Raw genomic sequence first — 22642 nt, 5'->3', positions numbered from 1 at the left:
TCGGAAAGCTTTTCTTCCCGATTTCCGCCCTCGGCCCTCTTTCGGAACCGGGATGCAAAGGTAAGAAGCGTTTCCCGATCCGCAAGCTTTTTTCGAAACTTTTTTTTCGGCCGTCCCAGCCGAAAAACAGCCCTCAAGGCCATGCGGCGGCGCTTTCCGGCCTCCCCTCTCACTCTCTCAACTGCCCCGTCCCTGCCGAACCGGGATGCAAAGGTAAGAAGAGTTTCCTGGCTTGCAAGGGGCAGGCCCAAAGATTTTACCTAAAAGTCTGTAACCAACTGATAATGAATTCGAAATTTTTAAAACAATTTTATATTCTATACTTATCTATGTTCTTCCCCCACTCTATTCAAATTCAATACACCTTATTTGCTTCTGCTGTGTTACCGATTGCTTTGTTTATAATGTAAAAAGCCCGACCATTTGGCCGGGCTTTCTCTACTTTATACTTTTCGTTAAGCTACATCAAATGCTTCTCTTCTTAATGTGCTCTTTCTGTCTGGGCCCACTGATACAATTGTTATCGGCACCTGTAACTGCTCTTCTATAAATGACAGGTAGTTTTTGAACGCTTCCGGCAATTGATCTACTGACTCAATCTGGTTTAGGTCTACTTTCCATCCTGGCAACTCGGTATAAATTGGCTCAAGATTTCCTTCTTCCAGAGAGTGCGGCACTTTGTCAGTTAGTTCTCCCGATGGCAGCCTGTAATGTGTACATATACTTATAGTGTCAAACTCTGTAAGCACATCTGCTTTCATCATATTCAGTTGTGTCACCCCGTTCAGCATGATCGAGTACTTCAGACTTGGCAGATCTACCCAACCACAACGACGTGGACGCCCTGTTGTTGACCCAAACTCTCTTCCGGCTTGTCTGATCTCCTCCCCTACCTCATCAAGAAGCTCTGTTGGGAAAGGTCCGCTGCCAACACGTGTACAGTATGCTTTAAAAATACCGTATACTTCGCCAATATACCTTGGAGCCACACCCAAGCCTGTGCATGCACCAGCCACCAGTGTAGTTGAAGACGTTACAAACGGGTAGGTTCCAAAATCGATATCCAGCAGAGAACCCTGTGCACCCTCGGCAAGTATACGTTTACCATTTTGCAGCGCCTCATTGATCATGTACTCGCTATCTACCAGATTAAGTGTGCGCAGGTAATTTACAGCATCAAAAAACGCCTGCTCCTGCTCTCCCAAATCCAGTTTCTGCCCGTAAAACTCTACGGTTTTTCTATGGCGATCAACCAACTTGCCGTATTGCTCCTGAAAATCATCTGCAAGTATATCTCCAACACGCAGGCCAACACGTCCAATCTTATCCTGATACGTTGGCCCGATCCCTTTTAGTGTGGATCCTATCTTACCGCTTCCAAGTGCTTCTTCAGACACCCTATCTAATATGCGGTGCGAAGGAAGTATAAGTGAAGCTTTTTTAGATATAAACAGGTTCTTGGCAGCATCAACACCACGGTCCTGAAGTTTCTGCATCTCGGTACGGAACACGATCGGGTCCAGCACCACGCCATTGCCAATAATGTTTTGGATGTGCGGGTGGAAAATACCGGAAGGTATCTGGTGTAACACGTGTTTGGTACCTTCAAACTCTAATGTATGACCTGCATTTGGTCCGCCCTGGAAACGGGCAACTATGTCATAGGTCGGTGCCAGTACGTCGACGATCTTTCCTTTTCCTTCGTCGCCCCACTGTAGACCTATTAGTATATCAACTGCCATTATGGTATTAGTAAATTGATTCCTTTAAGAATTGAGCTGCAAAGTTATCATTTTCTGCGATGGTAAAAATCGCGTTTAGCTTTGTAACGATTAGCAGCTTACGAATATGGTCAGAAGGCTTGATGAGCACCAACTCACCGCCACGGTTGCGGAATTTTGTGAGCAGGGAAACCAGTACCCCCATACCACTGCTATCCATAAAACGGATATTGGATAGATCAACGGCACAGAGCAGCACTTTGCCATCTCCCTGTGTGTCCACATCCTCTATCATTTGCTGGGTGTCCGCACCGGCAATCAGTTTACCTTCCAGCCTTATAAACAGGATGTCATCCTTCAGCTCTGTCTGATACTTCATGTTGCTTCTCCTCTGTGGCTTGTTTGGCACGGCAGTCGCCGCAGATACCGTATAGATTCAGGGAATGGTGCAAGATATGAAAATTTAGTAGTTCGCCTACCATAGTTTGTATCTGATGAACCCTTGGATCGCAAAACTCCACCACTTTATGGCACTCTGTGCAGATCACGTGGTCGTGCTGGCGGTAGCCATACGATTTCTCGTATTGCGCCAGGTTGCGGCCAAACTGATGCTTGCTTACCAGGTCGTTCTCCACCAACAGGTCTAGAGTGTTGTACACAGTAGCGCGGCTAACCTGGTAGTTCTTGTTTTTCATACTTATATAAAGAGACTCCACATCAAAGTGCCCGTCACGGGAGTATATCTCTTCAAGTATGGCATAGCGCTCCGGTGTTTTGCGCAGGCCCTTGCTTTCTAAGTATGCGGTAAAGATCTTCTTTACCTCTTCAAATTTATTATGATCTAATGCCATTTGTTTTGCTCCTATATTATATAGTATGCGTCTTTAGTCAAAACGCTCTACTGTCAGCACACCGTTTACTTTGCCCATGCGCTGAATAAGCTTTTCGAGATGCGCGGTGTCATTCACAAACACCATGATGTTTCCTTCAAAGATACCGTCGTTCGAGTCTATGGTAATGGAACGCATGTTTACCTTTAAGCTTGTGGAAATAATTTTTGTAAGGTCATTCACCAAACCAACGCGGTCTGTTCCTTTTATGCGGATACCCGCCAAAAATGCCAGTTCTTTCTGGTCGGTCCACTTTGCTTTGATAATACGGTTACCATAGTTCGACATTAACTCTATGCCGCGGCGGCAATTGGTACGGTGTATCTCAATGCCATCGTCCTCTGTCTGGAAACCGAACACATCGTCGCCGGGGATGGGGTTGCAGCATGTGGCAACCTGGTACTCCATATTAGAAGTGTTTTCACCGATCACTAACATATCTGAGTTTACACCCCTGATCTTTTGCACCTCCTTATCAAAAGACTTCGGCTCAAGCATGGAGGTGGTTTTATCGATTGGCGCAGTAAAGATAACCTCTTTGATGTTCTTGATATCGATATGGCCGGTGGCAATCCTGTAGTGCAGATCCTGGATGGAAGGCACATTAAAGAACGCCATCAGCTTATTCATGTTGGCATGGCTATCCTGGATATTAAGCTGCTGCAGGCGGCGGTCCAGCATAATCTTCCCCTGCTCGGCACGGTTCTTACGTTCTTCGCGCAGCGACTCTTTGATCCTTGACCTGGCCTTAGAGGTAACCACGTACTGCAGCCACTCCTCGTTTGGCTTCTGCTTCTGCGATGTAAGGATCTCTACCTGGTCTCCGTTTTTAAGCTTATAACTTAAAGGCACCAGCTTCTGGTTAACTTTTGCGCCCAGGCACTGCAAGCCTATCTGACTATGGATCTCAAAGGCAAAATCAAGTGCAGTGGCCTTATCCGGAAGTATGATCAGTTCGCCTTTCGGAGTAAAGACAAAAACTTCCTCCACAAAAAGGTTTTTCCTGAACTCGTCCATAAACTCAAGGGCGTTGGCCGTATTATTCTCCAGCATATCGCGCACCTTGTTTATCCACTGCTCCAACCCTGATTCACTACCCTGCGAGCCATCGGTTTTATACTTCCAGTGGGCTGCGTAGCCACGTTCGGCAATCTCGTCCATACGCTTGGTACGTATCTGTACTTCCACCCATTGCCCCAGCTTACTCATTACAGTGGTATGCAACGACTCGTAACCATTGGCTTTCGGCGTATTCACCCAATCGCGCAGGCGGTCAGGGTTAGGCTGGTAAAAGTCTGTTATAATAGAGTACACCTGCCAGCAGGCAGCCTTTTCGTTCTCGAGGGGCACGTCAAGTATGATCCGGATGGCAAACAGGTCGTAAATCTCATCAAAGGTGATGTTCTGCTTCTTTATCTTTTTAAGGATAGAGTATATAGACTTTGGCCTGCCTTTGATGGTGAACTTAAAGCCATACTTTCTCAGCTCCTCCTCTATCGGTGAGATAAAATCTTTGATAAACTTATTACGGGCACTGCGTGTCTGGCGTATCTTGTTAGAGATGTCCTTGTAGGTATCGGTGTCGGTATACTTTAAGTATAGATCCTCAAGTTCCGATTTAATAGCATACAAACCCAGGCGGTGCGCCAGCGGTGCATACAGGTACATGGTTTCGGAGGCGATCTTCAGCTGCTTGTGGCGCGGCATGCTGTCAAGGGTACGCATGTTGTGCAGGCGGTCGGCCAGTTTAATAAGTATAACCCGCACATCGTCGCTGAGGGTTAGCAGCATTTTGCGGAAGTTCTCAGCCTGCTGCGAAGACCCGTAGTCGAAAACACCGGATATCTTGGTAAGCCCCTCAATTATGCGCGCCACACTAGATCCAAACTCACGCTCGATGTCAGCAATCTCCATATCGGTGTCCTCCACCACATCATGAAGGAGTGCAGCGACAATAGATGTTGTGCCAAGGCCTATTTCTTCAACGGCTATCTGGGCTACGGCAAGCGGGTGGTATATATAAGGCTCTCCGGATTTGCGGCGCATGTCTTTGTGCGCTTCCACAGAAGTGTTAAAGGCTTTCTTTATAATCTTTGCGTCGTTGTCCTTTAAGAAGGGCTTCGCATACCTTAATAACCTTCTGTAATACCTTAAGATCTCTTTGCGTTCTGCTTCCGGATCAATTGTTGTAACCATATGCAATTCTAAAATAAGCGGTTAGCTTTTAGGGCGGCAAACAGCTTACTATAAGTATAAGTGGGTAGTGGCTTTTTAAGTTTCAAATATATTTCAAATATAATTGATTCTGCACTGCAATCAATAACTTCCTGTGTTAAAGGTAGTACGATGCAGGGGCATCCTGAAAGCAAAAAAATATTTGAAAAATTTTTGGGGCAGGTATTGCAGTTTAAATTTCCTTGCTTACCTTTGCATCACAATAACAAACAAGCACACTTCAAGCGGATGTGGCGAAATTGGTAGACGCACTAGACTTAGGATCTAGCGCTGCGAGGCATGGGGGTTCGAGTCCCTCCATCCGCACAAAACATAAACCCTCAACAGCCATGTTGGGGGTTTGTTTTTAGTAGATATTTCAAAATTAAAACTTTATAAAGCCTTGAATATTACATTAAACCAAACCGACAGCACTAACGCACAACTGAAGGTAGTTCTGGAAGAGGCAGATTACGCGCCAAAGGTTGATCAGCAGGTTAAAGAGTATAGCAAAAAAGCACAGATCAAAGGTTTCAGACCTGGTAAAGTGCCTGCCGGTCTTGTAAAGAAAATGTATGGCAAGAGTATCCTGGTAGAAGAGATCAACAAGCTTCTGCAGCAGGAAATCTCTAAGTACATCAAAGACAATGATGTAAAGCTTTTAGGTGAGCCGCTTCCTGAGCCAATGCAGGACGAGATCGACTGGGACAACCAGAAGAATTTCGAGTTTACTTACGCTGTAGGTTTACTACCTGACTTTAACCTTCCGCTGGATAAAAGCGTAGAGGGTTACGCAATTGAGCTGGACCAGAAAACGATTGACGAGGCTTATGAGAACATCAAGCGTCAGTTCGGCAAAACTGTAAATCCTGAGACATCTGAAGAAGGTGACTTTATCTCTGGTGAGCTGAAGCAGGTTGACGGTGAGTTCCAGTCTAAGACGCTTATCCCTACCAGCCGTGTAGTAGAGGGCAAAGAGCAGTTTGTTGGTGTAAAAGCTGGCGATGTTATCAAGTTCGACATCCGTAAGGCTTTCGGTGATGACAATGCAGCACTTGCGCACGTAACCGGCTTAAGCAAAGAAGTTGTAGCTGACCTGAATGGTGAGTTCGAATTTACTGTAGATAAGATCAACCGCACAGAGTCTGCTGAGCTTAACCAAGAACTTTTCGATAAGCTTTTCGGTAAAGACGAAGTAAAAACAGAAGAAGAGTTTGACGCCAAGATCCGCGAGACCATCAAGGAGAACTATGAGCGTGAGGCTGACAACCTACTGTATCGCAACATCATCGATACAATGGTTGACAACGTTACTGTAGAGATCCCAACTGAGTTCTTTAAGCGTTGGATACAGGTTACAAACGAAGGCAAACTTACTGCTGAGCAGATCGATGAGAACTTCGACAAGTATGTTCGTGAGCTGAAGTGGTCAATGATCAAGAACAAGGTTGTTGAGGAGAACGAGCTGAAAGTAACGAACGAGGAAGTTGTAAACGCTACTAAAGAGAAGATGCTTGCTCAGTTCAACATGCCAGAGATTCCGGAAGAGTTAGTGGAGAGCATGAACAACTATGCTAACCAGTACCTGCAGCAGGACAACGGCCGCAACTACATTAACGAGTACGAGCAATTACTAGCTGAGAAAGTGCTTGCTAAACTTAAAGAACAATTAACTGTTGTTGAAAAAACAGTTACCGCTGAGGACTTCAGAAACATGTCGTTTGAATAAAACGATTAAAAAACTATATTGCAAAAAGGTCCTTTTTTAAGGACCTTTTTTTATTTTTGAGAAAACCGTAAACCTAAACAAAATGATGTTTAACAAAGACGAGTTCCGCAAGTTCGCTGTTAAAGGCCAGGGCATGAGCGGCCTAGGCGTAGATCAATATATTAACCATGTAGAAGGCAGGGCCATGCATACAATTGAAAGTATGACACGCTCCGTAATTGAGGAAAGACCAACCAACTTCCGTGAGATTGACGTATTCTCCCGCCTGATCATGGACCGCATTATTTTCCTTGGCACACAGGTAGATGACTTTATAGCCAATATCATCACGGCGCAGCTGCTGTTCTTAGAGTCAGCGGATGCGAAGAAGGACATTCTCCTTTACATCAACAGCCCGGGCGGATCGGTGTATGCAGGCCTAGGTATCTACGACACCATGCAGTATGTTAGCCCGGATGTGGCCACGATCTGTACAGGTTTGGCTGCCTCTATGGGTGCTGTGCTGCTGGCAGGTGGCGCGCCTAACAAGCGTTCTGCGCTTCCGCATTCACGTATCATGATCCACCAGCCAATGGGTGGCGCACAGGGACAGGCCTCTGACATCGAGATCACTGCCCGTGAGATCCTGAAGCTGAAGAAAGAGCTTTATGAAATACTGGCGCAGCATTCAGGTAAAACTTACCAGGAAGTGTATGACAACTCTGACCGTGACTACTGGATGCGTGCCGAGGAAGCTAAGGAGTATGGCCTGATTGACGAGGTGTTGACGCGCAAAACTTCTTAATTGAAGCAGCACCGTACCCTATCATACTTCAGACAATAATTAACCCGCCTCAGATAGCCTGAGGCGGGTTTTTACTTGGTATTTAGTACATATACTGTATACTGCAGAGCCGATAACTGCCTATAACGCTAAAATTTTCAAAAAATTATCAACAGGCAGATGTGGATAGTAAAACACGTCAACTATCTAACTAACAGATACTTATGAAAAAATTAAAAAATATGGATTCTAAAATCTAAACCCAATTTTTGGGATAATAGTAATATTTGTATTATAATATTTATGCAAGTATAAGTTTCCAATTTTGTACCTTTGTTTTGCTCCGGTGCCCGGAGTTAGACTTTTTGGATCAATCGTATCGTATGGCTGAAATAACTTGTTCATTTTGCGGCAAAAATAAAAAGGATGTATCTGTGATGATTTCTGGTATAAACGCTCACATCTGTGACCGTTGTATTGGGCAGGCACAACAGATATTGAACGAAGAGAATAAAATTCGCGCGAATAGCCGTACTCCGAAGTTTAACCTGATGAAGCCGAAGGAGATGAAGACTTACCTTGACCAGTTTGTTGTTGGCCAGGATGAGGCGAAAAAGGTGATGTCGGTGGCAGTTTACAACCACTACAAACGCCTGATGCAACCTACGGAGAACGATGATGTAGTGATCGAGAAGTCTAATATCATTATGGTGGGTGAAACCGGTACAGGTAAAACTTACCTGGCGCGCATGATGGCCGGTATACTTCAGGTGCCGTTCTGTATTGCCGATGCTACTGTGCTTACAGAAGCTGGTTACGTAGGCGAAGACGTGGAAAGTATACTTACCCGCTTGCTACAGGCCGCCGACTATAACGTTGAAGCAGCCGAGCGCGGTATTGTTTACATTGATGAGATCGACAAGATTGCCCGTAAGAGTGATAACCCGTCCATAACCCGCGACGTGAGCGGTGAAGGTGTGCAGCAGGCATTGCTTAAATTACTGGAGGGTACTGTGGTAAACGTTCCGCCGCAAGGTGGCCGTAAGCACCCAGAGCAGAAAATGATCACGGTAAACACAGAAAATATCCTGTTTATTTGCGGTGGCGCCTTTGTTGGCATAGACAGATTGATCAAGAACCGTTTGAACACCCGCCCTATCGGTTTCTCTAAATCCAAGCTGGATGAGGTAGAGGAAAACGAAAACTTCCTGAAGTATATTACAGCACAAGACCTGAAGAACTTTGGCCTGATACCAGAGCTAATCGGCCGACTGCCAGTTACAACACACCTAAACCCACTGGATAAAGAAACACTTCGACTCATACTTTTAGAGCCTAAGAACTCTATCGTGAAGCAGTACAAGCGCCTGTTCGAAATGGAGAACATCAATCTAAGCTTCGACGAAAGTGCCCTGGACTACATTGTTGAGAAAGCTTCGGAGTATAAACTTGGGGCTCGTGGCCTACGCTCTATCTGCGAAGGCATCATGACAGACGCCATGTTTGAGCTGCCATCAGAAGAAGGCACGAAGGAGTTGGTAATTACCGGTGACTATGCCCGTGAGAAATTTGAGAAATCAACGCTGAAGCAGCTGAAAGTAGCTTAAGCAATAGTATAAAGTATAAAAAGCAAAAGCCCCGGTTATAGTAGCCGGGGCTTTTGCTTTTTATACTTGTAATTAATTATACCTGATCAATAGCAATGTTTAATGGAGGTGGTGCGCAATTTAATTTTTGATATTTCCACAGATTACACTACCGCGTTTATACTTCCTCTGCCTTGTAGCAGCCAAGACGCAAAATATTGCGTCTCTACATTCTGATATCTTTCGGAAGAAAACTTGCACCAGAACAAAGTATAGGTAAAGTATAGTTTTAGAACAACGAAGCTGTTCAGGGTTTTGATTAAAAAGTATAGACCCGCCATTGTTGGTGTTTTTCACCAACATTCAAAAGGCACTGGCTATAAAGGCAGAGGCCCGGTTATCATAACCGGGCCTCTGCCTTTTATACTTTTATACAACAAGTTCTGGCGCAAGTGTTCAGCGTTAGCGTCACTTGTGACTAAGTATAAGAGCAAGTCTTCAGACTTGCATGAGTGTAAATCAGAAAAGAATAAAAATAAGTATAATTCACGGAAGTCTGAAGACTTCCCGACATTTCAAGTCACAAGTGACGCTAACGCTGAACACTTGCGCCAGTGAGAAATAGTCAGCGCAAAGTATAAATCCTATACTTTAACCTTCTCCTCGCTCAAATAAGTAACCATTAGTTCTGCGGCACGCTCTGCCGTCCGGAAATTACCGATCTTCTTTCGCACCAACTCATACCCGTCCAGCTGCTTTTTCAGGAAGTACTTATCGAATAGGATCTGCTTCAGCTCTGCTACAATCTTCTTGGGTGTAAAGTCATCCTGAATCAGTTCTGTTACCACAGGTCTGTCGGCGATAAGGTTTACCAGCGAAATGTAGGGCACCTTGATAACCAGTTTACCGATAAAGTATGAAATGGCGCTGGTTTTATAGCACACTACCTGCGGTACATTAAAAAGGGCTGTCTCTAAGGTTGCTGTACCGGAAGTTACCAGCGCCGCTTTAGAGTTTGCCAGCAGATCATAGGTTTGATCGTAAATGATCTTGATGTTGGGGTCTTTGTTATACTGCTCGTAGTATTCTTTGGAGAAATTGGAAACGCCCGCTACTATGAACTGGTAATCCCGGAAGGATGGCAGCACGCTTAGCATAACATGCAGCATGTTCTCTATCTCCTGTTTGCGGCTGCCCGGAAGTATGGCAATGATCGGCTTGTTGTGATAGATCTTATTTTTAGCCCTGAAATCGGAAACAGCCACATGGTCTGTAACGGAGTCGCTTACCGGGTTGCCTACATAATCTACTTTGTAGTTGAAGCGGCCGTAAAATTCTTCCTCAAAAGGCATGATCACGAACATGCGGTCCACTACCCTCTTGATCTTATGCACACGCCCCTGGTTCCAGGCCCAGATCTTTGGGGAAATGTAATAGAATACCTTGAGGTTCTGTTTCTTGGCGAACCTGGCAATACGCATGTTAAAGCCAGCATAATCTACAAGTATAACCACATCGGGTTGCCAGGCTTTGATATCGGCTTTACACTCTTTGAGGAAACCAAGGATCTTGCGCAGGCTTTTAAACACCTCAGCAAAGCCCATAAAGGCCATTTCCTGGTAATGGCGCACCAGGTCCATACCGGCTGCCTCCATCATGTCGCCGCCCCAGCCGCGTATCTCGGCATCGGGGTCTTGCAGGCGAAGTTGCTTTATTAAGTTTGAGGCATGTAAGTCACCGGATCGCTCCCCAGCTATAATGTAATATTTCATGCAGTCCGTTATGAGCTACCTCTAGGGGTAAAAATAAAAAATAAGGAATGTTCTCGGAGTGTTACTCCTCGCCGAAATACTCTACGTAGTTACGCGGTGTTTCGTATAGCTTCAGGCTATGTAATTTAGCTCTTCCTTCGGTAATTTCAGAGATGCGCGGCTCCAGAATTTTCCAGAACTCGATGGTCAGGTTCTCGGTGCTGGCAAGCTTGCCTTCCATAAAGGGCACATCCATGTTCAGGTTCTTATGATCTACCTTCTCGATGATGTGCTCGCGTATAAGTGTGCTCAACTGTTTCAGGTCGATCACGAAACCGGTGTCGGGGTCTGGTTTGCCTTTTACAGTAGTGATAAGTTCAAAATTGTGGCCATGCCAGTTAACGTTGGCACAAGGGCCGAACACTTCTTTATTCTTCGCCAGCGACCAATTCGGGTTATACAGCTTGTGGGCTGCATTAAAGTGCTCTAACCTGCTTACGTAAATCATTTAACCTCTAAAATTGTAATTCTTTTTGAACAGCAAATATACGAAGAAAGGAACACCAAAGAACGAAGTAATGATTCCAATTGGCAGGCCCGCAGGCGGATAAATTACACGTGAAAGCAAATCGCAGAGCAGCATGAAAAAACCGCCCACAAAAGCACAGAAAAGCAGGTTGCCACGCCCGGTTGCTCCCATCACGGCACGGGTTACATGCGGGATGATGAGGCCCACAAAACCAACCGGCCCCGAGGTAGCCACTGCAAAGCCCGTTACCACCGACACCACTCCCATAATAACCCATCTTGTCTGGGCAACCTTTACTCCCATGGCTTGCGCCCTGTCCGAGCCAAGCAAAAGTATGTTCAGTTGTTTTTGGTAAAACAGGAAAAACAGCAGGGCCAGCACAATGGTAACGGCCGGGTAAGCCACCAAGCTCCAGGTGGCTCTTTCAAAACTCCCCATCGACCAGAAAATAACAGACTTCAGCTTACCCTCTGAATCAGAGAGAAAAGTGAGCATCCCCACCATAGCCGTACACAAAGAACTTAAGGCTATGCCTGCAAGCAGCATCTGGCTGGGTATGAGCTGGCGTTTGCGATATCCAAGTATAACCACCACTAGTGTAACCAGAAAGGCTCCGGCAAATGCAAATACTGAAGGCAAGTATAAGCCGGCCATACTTATCGGCACAAATCCAAAGAAAACGATCACGGCACCCAACGATGCACCTGCCGCTGTGCCCAACAAGTATGGGTCAGCCAGCCCATTGTTGACCATGGCTTGCATCAGGTAGCCGCAAAAAGCAAGTGAGGCCCCCACCACCAAAGCCAGCAGCAGACGTGGCAAACGCAGGTGTAAAATGGCAAAGTGTGTGGTATTATCCGGCTCGTAGTTAAACAGGGCATCCCAAATGGTAGCAGCATTTGCATCGAAGGAGCCCACCTGCAAGCCCAATCCTAATACTGCTACAATAAGCAGTAAGGCAAGTATAAAGTATAAGCCACGGCCCATCATGGGTATAAAAAGCCCTCCAACTCCCTCAATGATTCTACCACCCGTGGCCCCGGCCTGGACTGCAGGTTATCGGTTGGGGCGTAGAGGCGGTTATTTTGGTATGCCTTGATCTTGCGCAGCTCCGGGTAAAGGCCGAAGAAATCTTTCTCCAGTTTTTCTTTAGTGCCACCCAACAGCACATCGGGATTCAGATTTAAAATGTACTCACGGGTAAGCGCCGGGTAAGGCTGCTCAAATACTTCTTTCACAGCATTCTCAGCTCCCAGAATTCTGAGTTTGTCTGTTAGGATCGTGTTCTGCCCGTACACATAGATGGGGTCTTTCCAAGTGATGGCCAGTACTTGTTGTGGCTGTTTCACATTTTTATACTTCTGCCCTATACTTTCTACCTCTTTGCGAAGCGAATCGGCCAACTGGTTAGCCTGCTTTTCCCTGCCCATAATGCTGCCAATCGCTTCTATGCCTTTAAAAACATCCTCCACGGTCCGGTATTTCTGGTAGTATACCGACACTCCAAGTTCTTCCAGTCTTTCGGCTACATCTAAAGGGGTTATGCCCTCCACTGTAAAAATAAGGTCAGGTTTCAGCAGCAGTACCTGCTCATAATCTACGGGGTAATTGTTAACCACTGGCTTTGTATACACAGCAGCTGGGTAATCGTCGTTGGGGGTTCTGGCAATGATGGTGCTGGTATCCAATATGGCATAGAGCATTTCCGTCATGGAGGAGGCCAGGGCAAATACGCGTTCCGGCTGTTTGTTTAGCTCAATTTTTCTGCCCAGGTCATCTTCAAGTATGATTTTCTCAGAAGCCACCACCTTGTTTTTCTCGCTTCCGCAGCTACTTACAAGTATAAAAATAGCCGCAGCAAGGCATAGCAAACCACACTTACCAAGTATAAGCTTCGGGTTGTTTGCCAAAGTATAGGTGCGTGTTGCCAAGTTTGCGTGGTTTATTTTTGTAAATTTAGCGCAAATTTCGATACTGGCTTAAATATAAACTTATGATAGTAGTAACCGGTGCGGCAGGATTTATTGCCAGCTGCCTAGTAAGCAGGCTAAACGAGGCCAACTTCAACGACATAGTTGTGGTTGATAACTTTTCGGTGGCGAAAAAGGAAAGCAACCTGAAGGATAAGAAGATAAAGGAGTTCGTAGACCGCGACAACTTTTTTGAGTGGCTGGACGAGAACTACGAGGAAGTAGAGTTTATCTTCCACCTGGGTGCCCGCACCGACACCACTGAGTTTAACAAGGATGTGTTTGACCTGCTTAACCTGAACTACTCCAAGAAAGTATGGAATGCCTGCTGCGAGTACCAGATACCACTGGTATACGCCTCTTCGGCGGCTACATATGGCTCAGGCACGTTGGGCTACGACGATGAAGAAGCTACTATTCCGCTTCTGAAACCACTAAACCCATACGGCGATTCTAAAAACGATTTCGATATCTGGGCATTGCAGCAAACTGCGAAGCCATTCTTCTGGGCCGGCCTTAAGTTTTTTAACGTGTATGGCCCTAACGAGTACCACAAGGGCAAAATGGCTTCGGTTATTTTCCATGCCTACAATCAAATAAAGGAAAAAGGTAGCATGAAGCTGTTCCGCTCGCACCATCCGGATTTTGCCGACGGGGAGCAGATGCGCGACTTTGTGTATGTAAAGGATGTAGTGGAAGTATGTATGTTCCTGATGCGTCATCGCAAAAACTCTGGCATCTATAACCTGGGTTCGGGCAAGGCACGCACTTTTATGGCCCTGGCACTAAACACCTTTGAGGCGATGGGTGTAACACCAAACATTGATTTTATGGACACCCCGGAGAACCTGCGTGACAACTACCAGTATTTTACGGAAGCCAACATGAGCAAACTTCGCTCTATCGGCTACGACAGGCCTTTTTATACTTTGGAAGAAGGCGTAAAAGATTACGTGCAGAATTACCTGGTTCCGGGGAAATACTACTAGACCGGTGATTAAGGGGATTTTATTGATTTGTTAGATTTTTTTGTTTGTGTGATTACCGCAGATGAATTTGAATAGTTGATTTGTTCTCGATAATAATATTTAAGGCAAGTATGGGTTCGACTATACTTGCCTTTTTCTTTAAATGGAGTATCTTCATACTCCTGTTAGACAAACTCCAGGGTTTATACTTATGAAATACTTTTTAGCTCTTGCCGTACTTTGCTGCGTTGGCTTCGATGCCAATGCGCAAGCCCAAAAATCAACCTACAATAAGGCACTGGCCGACTCGCTGGGTGCTGATGAGTATGGCATGAAATCGTATGTGCTGGCTATACTTAAGACTGGCTCTAACACCACTACCGATAAAGAGAAACTGAACCAGTACTTCAAAGGACACATGGAGAATATTGGCAGACTGGCAAAAGAAGGGAAACTTATCGTGGCTGGCCCGCTTGGTAAAAACGATAAAGCTTATCGTGGCATTTTTATACTGGATGTAAAGACTGTAGAGGAAGCCCGGAAACTGGTTGACACAGACCCTGCTGTAAAGGCCAAGATCTTTGACGTGGAACTATACCCATGGTACGGATCTGCAGCATTGCCTATGTATTTGCCGGCACACAGCAAGATTGAGAAAGTCTCAACCACAGATTAATGTGGATTAGTGCGATTTGAGGGATTTTTTATACTTGGAGTTGATTAATCTCTTAAATTCTAAGCTTTTAGCCCCAAAATTCAGTAAAAGACCAACTTCTAAGTTGTAAGCTTCAAGATAATTTAGAGCCTGTGCCAAGTGCACATCATCTAATGCATGAACGGCTTTCAGCTCAACTGAAATTAAGTCCTCAACTAAAAAGTCAACACGCCGCGTTCCTATTAACTCAGCCTTATAAAATATAGGCATTTCATACTCCCGACTAGCACTAAGGCCTTTTATCTGCATTTCTTTCTCAAGAGCACGTTGATAAATTACTTCCTGAAAGCCATTTTTTAAAATACAATGTACCTCCATTGCAGCACCTATAATCTGAGAGGTGATATCGGCATATTTCAAAGTCCTTTCTGCAGATTTATAAATTTGTTTCGATTGAGTTGGTTGAGTGCCCGCAGCCATAATTAATTTTTCATTAATCTTTTCAACCTACAATCCAATCTAAAAATTCAAAATCGTAAAAGAATCAAGGAAACTGATCCCGCTAATCCTGTAAATCCACATTAATCTGCGGTTAAGACGTTAGAAGAGCACCGACACCTGCGTTCTGCCGGTGTGCACGGCCCCTACCCCATTGGCTTTGCGGCCGTCGTAGTTAAAGGAGATGTTCAGGCCGTTGCTTAATCGCTGCTGCAGATTTAAGGACCAGGTAAGGTTGTTGCCCGGACGAAGCGCGTTCAGAATTTCGTAGCCAATGTAAGAGTTTACCTCACCGTTGTACTGGATGTTTACGAACCGGAAATTGCCTGTAATTGTCCGCTTGCCGACCTGGCTTAGTTTTGTTTCAAGTCCCAGTTCGTTAAAAGTAGCTTCCTGTTCATCGTCTGAGGCTGCAAACCTGTTTTCGCGCAGTGCAAGCTGGTAGGTACCCGTAAACCTAAGGCGCGTGTTTGGCTGGTAGGCCAGCTCTGGCGTAAGCTCCCTCGATAAGATCCGGAAGTTCTTTGACTCCAGAAAATTAGACTGGCTCTCCCGCACTCCCTGCACTGCCACCAACTGTGTACTCAACACCTCGTTCAGGTTAAGCCTGCCCACCACCTGGTGGCTGCCTACGATCCGGGTCTCGGTGCCGTTGGCCAGCAGCGACTTTTGCTGGTTTTGCTGTACGGTATACTCCAAGCCATACTTTGGATTGCTACGGTTATAGTATACCGTATTCCGTAACGACTTAGACATAGAGATCAGGAACGCATCTTCCACGTCCTGGCTAAATGGGTTAAACCGGTTGCCCAGAGAACTGTCTGTTGTTTTTTTGTCTATGTTCACAAAGCTTAGCATCGAGAATTTAGATGCCAGGTTTTTTATACCCTTCTGACTGCGCCAGCTGCGTGGTGCGGTTGTGTTTAGCCTGTAAGTAAAGCGGTTGATGTAGGCATTCACATACTCATCGGTGGGCAAGAATATTTTTATGAAGCGCTGCTGGTCAATTGTCTGTGCTTCCAGGTAATCGTTCAGGTTATTGGGGTTGCCGCCCTCGCGCAGGTAGTGCGTGCCTTGCCCGGGCAACGTCTCCCTGAAAATGAAAATACGCTTTAACTCCCGACCTGTACCTACCGAATAACTAAGCTCAGACCTGAAGCTGCCATCCAGAAACCCCGCATTCCAATCTGCCCTGGCTTGTACAGTTTCCTCGTCTTTTGCGGTTTCCAATTCTAGTTTGCGGTATGTTGCCTGCACGGAGAGGTCGCTTTCAGGGCCAAGCACTGTTTGTAGCAACGCATTGTACGTTTGTCCTATTTCTGGCAAGCCCATCTCACCTGTTGGTGTTGGTCTCAGGTCTTTGCGGTAACTATAATCCACCCTGAAACGGGTACGAGCTGTATCGGCGCTTTCCACATACACCAGGTGCTCATCAAAATACATCGCAGAGCCTACTACAGAGTCTGTGCCTAGTGCCGTCAGTTTGTTTTTATCAAACCTATACACATAGCCCGGCGCCATTTTACCCAGGTTATACTTTACACCTACATCGCCACGGTACCACTCCGATTCCCGCTCCTGCTGCTCGCTGTTAAGCATGAAAAAGTTATTGCGCAATTCGATGCAGCCCAGTTTTTTCCAGGCATCCAGGTAATGCTGTACACCATTGAGTTGGTCATCGCGGTAACGGCGGCTGATACGGTAATTGAAAAAGTTGGCCAGGTCCTGCGCAACACCCACCGAAAAATTCAGGATGTGGTCTTCAGCATTGGTTGGGTTTAAAGGCAAACTCCAGTCACGGTCAAACTCAATGGGGCGGTAACGATCGATGGGGTTAAAATGCTGGTCAGTGTATTCATAGTTCAGGTTGCTATTTAGTTTATACTTTCCAAGCCATTCCAGTTGTTTGTCCTGTATGGCATAGCCTATGCGTACTGCCTTGCCTTTATCATCATCGGAGTTCAGGTCCGAAAAGCGGTTAAGGTCGTTTTCTGAGGCAGCCCCTTCAGCAAAAACACTGATGCCCTTTTGAACCTCGTAGTTGGCGCCAAAAGTCATCAGTTGCTTTTTGCGCGGTGTAGGCAGCACACGCACCGGTGCATAATTACCTCTCTGCACCCCATTAACCGGAGCCACCCAACGGTAAACCCTTCCATTTATAGCGTCTGTGGCCACAACATAGTCTCCCTGGTTTGGGCCAACCTCCGTGAAGCGCACATTGTAAAAGGCCTCGTTCGGGTTGGTGCTGTACACATAGATGGTTGCCATACTTTGGCCATTGTTAAAGGTAGTGTCGCGGCGGGCATAAAGCACCTGGCTGGGGTCAAAAGCCACACTGTCTATGCCTGGTGCCACTGCCAACTGCAAGCTGTCGCCTATACTTGCCAGCAACCGTTTCTGCTCATCCTGCAGGTCCAGGTTTATCAGGTTGTTCGGGTTGTCGGATTCGTTGTAATAGTTACCGTATACTTTCAGCCGGCCCAGGTTCTGGTAATGGTTCAAAGTATAAATGCCACGGCTGTAGTTTTGGTCCGAGTATTCAAAGTCTACCCGAATGCGGCTGTTGCGGGTAATAACGTGGCGGGTGGTAAACGTGATCTCAGCCTGGTTATAGTCAATTACATAGTCGTAATCGAATCCGCGCTCCAGCAACCTGCCATCCAAGAAAACCCGCTCAGAGTTAGCCAGCACAATTATAAAACGCTCATTGTTTGGGCCGCGCAAACGATACGGTCCCAAAACACCCTCCAGGGGCGTCACTACCTGTGAGGCGAATTTACCCTTCGACACGGATGCTGCCACTGAGGTTACCCCCTGCCGCTCCGGCGTTTTCCCGAACACTGTCTCGAAGGCGCCACCCTGCACGTTTTTATAGTACTGTAAAAAGTAGGATGGCTTGCTCTGCAATACAACATCACCGGCAGTTAACTGCCATTGTTTATGGTTAAGGGTAATGTATACTCTGTCAAATTCCTGCAACTGCTGCGTATTACCCTCCGGCTGAAACGGGATGTTCTGGTCTGTTATGGCTGCGGTTATACTTATGTCATCGGTCAGTTTACCATCCAGTTGCAGGTTAAGGGCCGAGTTTACAAACACATTCTGGGTGTTGCCAAAGGATATGCCCCTCGATATACTGCCGGTTTTATTAAGCCCGGGCGTACTAAAGATCTCTTCTTTGGAGTTGATGTCTTCTTTGTAAACATTTCGCTGAAAAGGATTCAGATCCAGTTTAGTGATGTCGCGTTTAAAGGCCGGCTTGGTCAGGTTAAGCGGCATTGTTCTGTAGCACACCAGCACCGAATCCTGCACGGGCAGCACAGTGCCTGTACTGTCAATTAAAACAGAATTGGGTGCCGGAAAATGGGTAAGCCTGAACTCCTGTGTAGTATAATTGTACTCGAAGGCGAACTGCTCTTTGCGGGGATGCACAAAGCGAATGGATCCCGGCTCAATAGTAAGTGAATCAAGTATAAACGCCTCATTGGTTAGGGGCAGCTTTTTACAGCGCTGGTTGCTATAGGGCGTCTGGGCTAACAGCGGGAAGCTAAGCCAATGCAAGAGCAACAGCAAGCAAATCCCTTTCAAGTTCATACTTCAGCCAGTGGTAAAGAAATATAAAACGTCGTGCCTTTCCCTTCTTCCGTCTCAAACCAAATCTGGCCACCTGCGTTCTCAATTCCTCTTTTAGCCACAGCCAGGCCAATACCAGAGCCTGTATACTTCGTGCTGAAGTTTGGGATAAAAACCTTGCCCCTGATCTCTTCCGGAATGCCATTGCCATTGTCCTTTATGGCAATCAGCACTTTATGATCAGCTTCTTTAGTAAGTGAGATCCGGATGAAAGGTTTACGGTTAGCCGGCACTGCCTGAATGGCATTGAGAAGCAAATTATTAAACGTGCGCACCAAAAGGCTTTCATCCGCCATCACAACAGCTTCGTCAGCATCAAACTTAGTATCTACAACAGCCGTTGCCGGGTCGTTGTGCAGGTCCGCGGACTTGCGTAGGGCCAATGCCACGTCTACAGGCTCCTGTTTTGGCTCCGGCATAGAGGTAAAGCTTGAAAAAGAAGTGGCAATATCGCTTAAGATATTAATCTGGGTTATCAGCGTATGCGATATCTTATCAATCAGCTGCTCCGTGTTTGGTCTCTTTTCCGATATGGCTTTCTGCAAATATTGCAGCGATAACTTCATCGGGGTAAGCGGATTTTTGATCTCATGCGCCACTTGCCTTGCCATTTCACGCCAGGCTGCCTCCTTTTCCTGCATCGCCAGCTCTTCTTTGTTTTGCTCCAACGTCAGAAGCATGCGGTTATACTCATTCACCAGCATGCCGATCTCATCTGCCCCCTCGTAAGCAAGCATTTCATTTTTACCTGTAAGGGAGGTACGTTTTAACTTATCAGCTAATAAGCGCAGGGGCACGGTTAAGGTACGCGAGGCCAGGAAAGTCAGCACCATGAACATGATAAACATCACCGTAAAAATATTCATGGTAGTGGTCACCAGCTCTATTAGTTTAAGGTCCAGTTCCTTTTCAGAATCAAAGAAAGGTATGCCCACAAAGCCCTCCAGTGAAGTAGGGTCATTGTTTGCCCGCAGCGGCAGGTACACCGCATTAAAAGAAATATTGCCGGCCTGCTCCTCCAACAATACGCGCAAGGCATGGCGCTCCGAGATAGCGGCATAAGCCTGTGGGTTTATTAATTTTGAAAGTATACCTGCCTCAAATATCAACGGCTGGCTCGTCGTGATCAGATGACCGCCTCTGTCATACAGGTTAATGTCAGTTTCAGAAATGGAAGCAATTTCGGAAATGCGTTTCTGCAGTTTACTGGTTCGCTCAAAAGTACTGGTACCAACCAGCGAGTTCAGGTTTTCCTGTATAGCCCTGCCACGCTGCTCATAGGTTGTCATCAGGTCTTTTTTGTATGATGCAGTTACCAAACTGGCAATAGCTATACTTACCAACAAGAGTGGCAGCATAATACCAAAGTTGAGGAAAATCTGAATTTTGGTGCTGAAATTTGGACTGAACTCCCTTACATACCGACGTTTTAGCAGCAGGACCAGTAAGCCCAAAAGTATAAAGCCTGTAATGAAAATGAGAAACAGGAAAGAAAAATTGGACAAAACTTCGCGGGCACTGTACTTCTCGTTCGTTACAACCAGTACTTTGTTATCGCCTGCCGGAACCCCAAAATGGTGAAAGTCGCCTTGGTTATGCCCATCGTAGTAAAACTCTGTGTGCCCTATATGTACGGGATCAAAATTAGTAGCGTAGTCGTATTCCCCTTCGCTGTGTATCAGGTTCTGGCCTTCATAAATAGCATAACTCAACATATCCGTCCGGAATGGCAGGTTCTGCTGCTGGTCGCGAAGTAGTTCCGGCACAAGGCTGTGAGGCAAAAGCCGCTTCAGGGTCAACTGCAACACGATTGTGCCCTTTAAATTTTCACTGATCGGTACTTCGATCAGGTTATAGTAAGTGCGCGCATTATACCTGCTGGGGTCTTTCACCAGGAAAAGGTTGTCGCGCTCGGTACGCGTATCCGTGGAGCTTATACTTTTTAGGAGTTGCTGCAAGGTGGTGGCAGTGGTATCAGCGCTTTCCAGACTGTTGCCCTCACTATCAAAAAGAAGCACGTTCGTTTCATACTTGTCAAAGTAGTCCTGCAGGTATTGCTTCGATATTTTACGTTTGATAAAGCCGGCATCGATGTACGGCCCTTTTAATTTGGCTTGTATAAGCGCATCGCCTGCAATCTTACCGGAAACCTCTTCCAGCAAATACTCACCCAATACATCATTGTCCTGTAACAGGTTAGTGCCGAGTTTCTGCTTGTATATTTTTACCTCGTCCTGGTAGTGGTCGTACAGGGCAAAGGCCCCCACCCCCGCACTCACCATCACGATCAGGAAAAAGAACAGATAGGTTCTGTACGGCAGGCTGAATACCCTGGAGTACTGCGCCGTGATAGTAATAATTAGCCAGAAGAAGGTGCCGATAAAAACTACGGCGTAAAAATGAAGCTGAAAGACTGCTGTGACAAACAGGAAAACAATGGTTAACGCTGCCAGTAGCTTGTAGGGCAACAGGTGCTTTACCTTCTGCATCAATACGGTTGCCACGGAGCTAAGCATGTACGAGAACCACGACACGGCCACCGTATGAATAACCATAATGCCGTAGATGATGATCTTATACTTTGTAAAACTAAGCGACTGCGTTACATCCAGTACCAGCGGTGAATTATGATACAAGCCATGGTAAAACTGATATAAGACAGCCAGTAGCACATAAAAAATAACCATACTCCCAGCCAGGTATTGTTTTGCCCTGCCTTCCTCCAAAGCACTAAACTGCACCAGCAGCCTGTTTCGCCTGAAGAGGTACAAGCCTGCCCCAGCCACAGTTAAGAGCAAGATCATGTTAAGGGCCAGGTCACCTACAGAAGGAGACCAGAAAGACGCGGCATATAGTTTAGAGTCAAACAACTCAATTTCTGCCACAGCATAAGGTATATCCAGTATCAGTAATAAAAGCCTGAAGCCCAACAGCAACATCAGGAAGTATATAACACCCCTGTTCTGCAGGCCACGACGCGCCATACTTTTAGCAACCGCCAGTGCAAACAACACAAACATTACAGTGCCAAGCAGCAGCAATGCCAGACTGATCAGCTCTTGCTGCGCTTTCTTTTGCCCTTTCTGAAATTCAATGGAGAATAGATACTGCTTGTCTTTGGTATAAACCTTTGGCAGATCTTTCGACTGATCCAGCTCCAGTCTTCCGTCTGAGCCATGCAGTACCCAGCTGTTTGTAGTGCCTGCGTTAGCTTGTTGAGATTTTTGCTGAAGAGGTACGCACACATACACGTCGTAATTTGCCGCATGGTGCGGCACCACTATAAAAGCACCATACTTGCTTTTAACTGTCGTTATCTTTCGGAGGGTGTTTGTGATGTCAAGATCAGGCACCAAAGTATGATCTGACCAGAACACAAGGCGGTTGTTGCTGTAAATAAAGGTGGGATACCTGGTCTCCGGAAGTAACTGGGAGAAAGACAGGCTGTCCTTATCCAGAAACTCCCCTAATCTTCTTCCTTCTACCTGAGCGTCTTCGATCAAAGCGTTGGTTCTTTGAGATATCTGCTCAAGCTGTGGTTGGTAGTCACCGTTTACCTGAAAATCCGCATATTTAAAATGCAGTAAAGCAGTTGCTGCAAAGCACAGCATTGCCAGAAATAAAAAGATTAATGGGGTTACCTTTTGGTTCACAGTAGCGTGTTTATCTACTAATTTAAGTAAAACGCAAGATAACCCCTATAAATTCATGTTGAATTAACTGTATAGCAAAACA

17 protein-coding genes and 1 tRNA gene are annotated in these 22642 nt (G+C 46.1%); 7 read left to right on the top strand and 11 right to left on the bottom strand.

Features of this window, described 5'->3' with window-relative positions; all coding sequences use genetic code 11:
• The coding region (locus AC4BAP_RS17625; RefSeq protein ID WP_490583992.1) for a hypothetical protein at positions 1-410 on the top strand (410 nt) is incomplete at its 5' end.
• A gap of 45 nt (positions 411-455) precedes the next feature.
• On the opposite strand, the gene AC4BAP_RS17620 is transcribed toward AC4BAP_RS17625, so the two are convergent.
• The 4 genes from AC4BAP_RS17620 to AC4BAP_RS17605 are packed head-to-tail and all read right to left on the bottom strand — an operon-like array spanning position 456 to position 4807.
• Complete coding sequence (locus tag AC4BAP_RS17620) at positions 456-1742, bottom strand: adenylosuccinate synthase (protein WP_490583991.1); 1287 nt, start codon at positions 1740-1742, stop codon at positions 456-458.
• Positions 1743-1749: 7 nt separating this feature from the next.
• On the bottom strand, positions 1750-2100 hold the full coding sequence (locus AC4BAP_RS17615; protein ID WP_490583990.1) for an STAS domain-containing protein: 351 nt from the start codon (positions 2098-2100) through the stop codon (positions 1750-1752).
• A complete protein-coding gene (locus tag AC4BAP_RS17610) occupies positions 2072-2572 on the bottom strand; it encodes a Fur family transcriptional regulator (protein WP_490583989.1) in 501 nt (166 codons plus the stop codon). The genes AC4BAP_RS17615 and AC4BAP_RS17610 overlap by 29 nt, the downstream gene beginning before the upstream one ends.
• A gap of 33 nt (positions 2573-2605) precedes the next feature.
• A complete protein-coding gene (locus tag AC4BAP_RS17605) occupies positions 2606-4807 on the bottom strand; it encodes a RelA/SpoT family protein (RefSeq protein WP_490583988.1) in 2202 nt (733 codons plus the stop codon).
• Positions 4808-5070: 263 nt separating this feature from the next.
• Between AC4BAP_RS17605 and AC4BAP_RS17600 the strand changes: the two genes are divergently transcribed.
• From AC4BAP_RS17600 to clpX, 4 genes are all read left to right on the top strand, one after another.
• A tRNA-Leu gene (locus AC4BAP_RS17600) sits at positions 5071-5152 on the top strand.
• A 76-nt stretch (positions 5153-5228) separates the two neighbouring features.
• Positions 5229-6554, top strand: a complete 1326-nt coding sequence (gene tig / locus AC4BAP_RS17595; protein ID WP_490583987.1) for a trigger factor — start codon at positions 5229-5231, stop codon at positions 6552-6554.
• An 85-nt stretch (positions 6555-6639) separates the two neighbouring features.
• Complete coding sequence (locus AC4BAP_RS17590; RefSeq protein ID WP_490583995.1) at positions 6640-7338, top strand: ClpP family protease; 699 nt, start codon at positions 6640-6642, stop codon at positions 7336-7338.
• A 362-nt stretch (positions 7339-7700) separates the two neighbouring features.
• Positions 7701-8924, top strand: coding sequence for an ATP-dependent Clp protease ATP-binding subunit ClpX (gene clpX / locus AC4BAP_RS17585; protein ID WP_490583986.1), 1224 nt, complete (start codon positions 7701-7703; stop codon positions 8922-8924).
• Positions 8925-9547: 623 nt separating this feature from the next.
• Here clpX and lpxB read toward each other — a convergent pair.
• The 4 genes from lpxB to AC4BAP_RS17565 form a co-directional block, all read right to left on the bottom strand.
• Positions 9548-10675, bottom strand: a complete 1128-nt coding sequence (gene lpxB, locus AC4BAP_RS17580) for a lipid-A-disaccharide synthase (RefSeq protein ID WP_490583985.1) — start codon at positions 10673-10675, stop codon at positions 9548-9550.
• A gap of 61 nt (positions 10676-10736) precedes the next feature.
• Positions 10737-11162, bottom strand: coding sequence for a 6-pyruvoyl trahydropterin synthase family protein (locus tag AC4BAP_RS17575; protein ID WP_490583984.1), 426 nt, complete (start codon positions 11160-11162; stop codon positions 10737-10739).
• Positions 11163-12173 carry a FecCD family ABC transporter permease gene (locus tag AC4BAP_RS17570; protein WP_490583983.1) on the bottom strand — a complete coding sequence of 337 codons (1011 nt, stop codon included), beginning with the start codon at positions 12171-12173 and terminating at the stop codon, positions 11163-11165.
• Entirely contained in the window at positions 12170-13114 is a 945-nt protein-coding gene (locus AC4BAP_RS17565; RefSeq protein WP_490583982.1) for an ABC transporter substrate-binding protein, read from the bottom strand. The genes AC4BAP_RS17570 and AC4BAP_RS17565 overlap by 4 nt, the downstream gene beginning before the upstream one ends.
• Before the next feature lie 62 nt (positions 13115-13176).
• On the opposite strand from AC4BAP_RS17565, the gene rfaD reads away from it, so the two are divergent.
• Both rfaD and AC4BAP_RS17555 read left to right on the top strand, forming a co-directional pair.
• On the top strand, positions 13177-14142 hold the full coding sequence (gene rfaD / locus AC4BAP_RS17560) for an ADP-glyceromanno-heptose 6-epimerase (RefSeq protein ID WP_490583981.1): 966 nt from the start codon (positions 13177-13179) through the stop codon (positions 14140-14142).
• A 190-nt stretch (positions 14143-14332) separates the two neighbouring features.
• On the top strand, positions 14333-14797 hold the full coding sequence (locus AC4BAP_RS17555) for a YciI family protein (RefSeq protein ID WP_490583980.1): 465 nt from the start codon (positions 14333-14335) through the stop codon (positions 14795-14797).
• A gap of 6 nt (positions 14798-14803) precedes the next feature.
• Here AC4BAP_RS17555 and AC4BAP_RS17550 read toward each other — a convergent pair whose 3' ends face one another.
• The 3 genes from AC4BAP_RS17550 to AC4BAP_RS17540 all read right to left on the bottom strand — a co-directional run bounded on the left by AC4BAP_RS17550 (position 14804) and on the right by AC4BAP_RS17540 (position 22560).
• A complete protein-coding gene (locus AC4BAP_RS17550; protein ID WP_490583979.1) occupies positions 14804-15256 on the bottom strand; it encodes a GxxExxY protein in 453 nt (150 codons plus the stop codon).
• Positions 15257-15376: 120 nt separating this feature from the next.
• The gene (locus AC4BAP_RS17545) at positions 15377-18868 is read right to left on the bottom strand and encodes a DUF8818 domain-containing protein (protein WP_490583978.1); all 3492 of its coding nucleotides are present in this window, start codon (positions 18866-18868) and stop codon (positions 15377-15379) included.
• On the bottom strand, positions 18865-22560 hold the full coding sequence (locus AC4BAP_RS17540; RefSeq protein WP_490583977.1) for a sensor histidine kinase: 3696 nt from the start codon (positions 22558-22560) through the stop codon (positions 18865-18867). Before AC4BAP_RS17540 ends, AC4BAP_RS17545 begins: the two co-directional genes overlap by 4 nt.
• Positions 22561-22642: the final 82 nt, after the last annotated feature.

Source organism: Pontibacter sp. GD7, assembly GCF_058216375.1.
Note: the sequence above shows the minus strand (reverse complement) of the source record. Positions and strands in the feature narration are given on the sequence as shown.

Coding starts and splice junctions, on each gene's coding strand:
- rfaD (WP_490583981.1), top strand. CDS start 13,177: ATGATAGTAGTAACCGGTGCGGCAGGATTTATTGCCAGCTGCCTAGTA.
- AC4BAP_RS17590 (WP_490583995.1), top strand. CDS start 6,640: ATGTTTAACAAAGACGAGTTCCGCAAGTTCGCTGTTAAAGGCCAGGGC.
- AC4BAP_RS17555 (WP_490583980.1), top strand. CDS start 14,333: ATGAAATACTTTTTAGCTCTTGCCGTACTTTGCTGCGTTGGCTTCGAT.
- AC4BAP_RS17545 (WP_490583978.1), bottom strand. CDS start 18,868: ATGAACTTGAAAGGGATTTGCTTGCTGTTGCTCTTGCATTGGCTTAGC.
- AC4BAP_RS17605 (WP_490583988.1), bottom strand. CDS start 4,807: ATGGTTACAACAATTGATCCGGAAGCAGAACGCAAAGAGATCTTAAGG.
- clpX (WP_490583986.1), top strand. CDS start 7,701: ATGGCTGAAATAACTTGTTCATTTTGCGGCAAAAATAAAAAGGATGTA.
- AC4BAP_RS17575 (WP_490583984.1), bottom strand. CDS start 11,162: ATGATTTACGTAAGCAGGTTAGAGCACTTTAATGCAGCCCACAAGCTG.
- AC4BAP_RS17610 (WP_490583989.1), bottom strand. CDS start 2,572: ATGGCATTAGATCATAATAAATTTGAAGAGGTAAAGAAGATCTTTACC.
- AC4BAP_RS17615 (WP_490583990.1), bottom strand. CDS start 2,100: ATGAAGTATCAGACAGAGCTGAAGGATGACATCCTGTTTATAAGGCTG.
- lpxB (WP_490583985.1), bottom strand. CDS start 10,675: ATGAAATATTACATTATAGCTGGGGAGCGATCCGGTGACTTACATGCC.
- AC4BAP_RS17620 (WP_490583991.1), bottom strand. CDS start 1,742: ATGGCAGTTGATATACTAATAGGTCTACAGTGGGGCGACGAAGGAAAA.
- AC4BAP_RS17550 (WP_490583979.1), bottom strand. CDS start 15,256: ATGGCTGCGGGCACTCAACCAACTCAATCGAAACAAATTTATAAATCT.
- AC4BAP_RS17570 (WP_490583983.1), bottom strand. CDS start 12,173: ATGATGGGCCGTGGCTTATACTTTATACTTGCCTTACTGCTTATTGTA.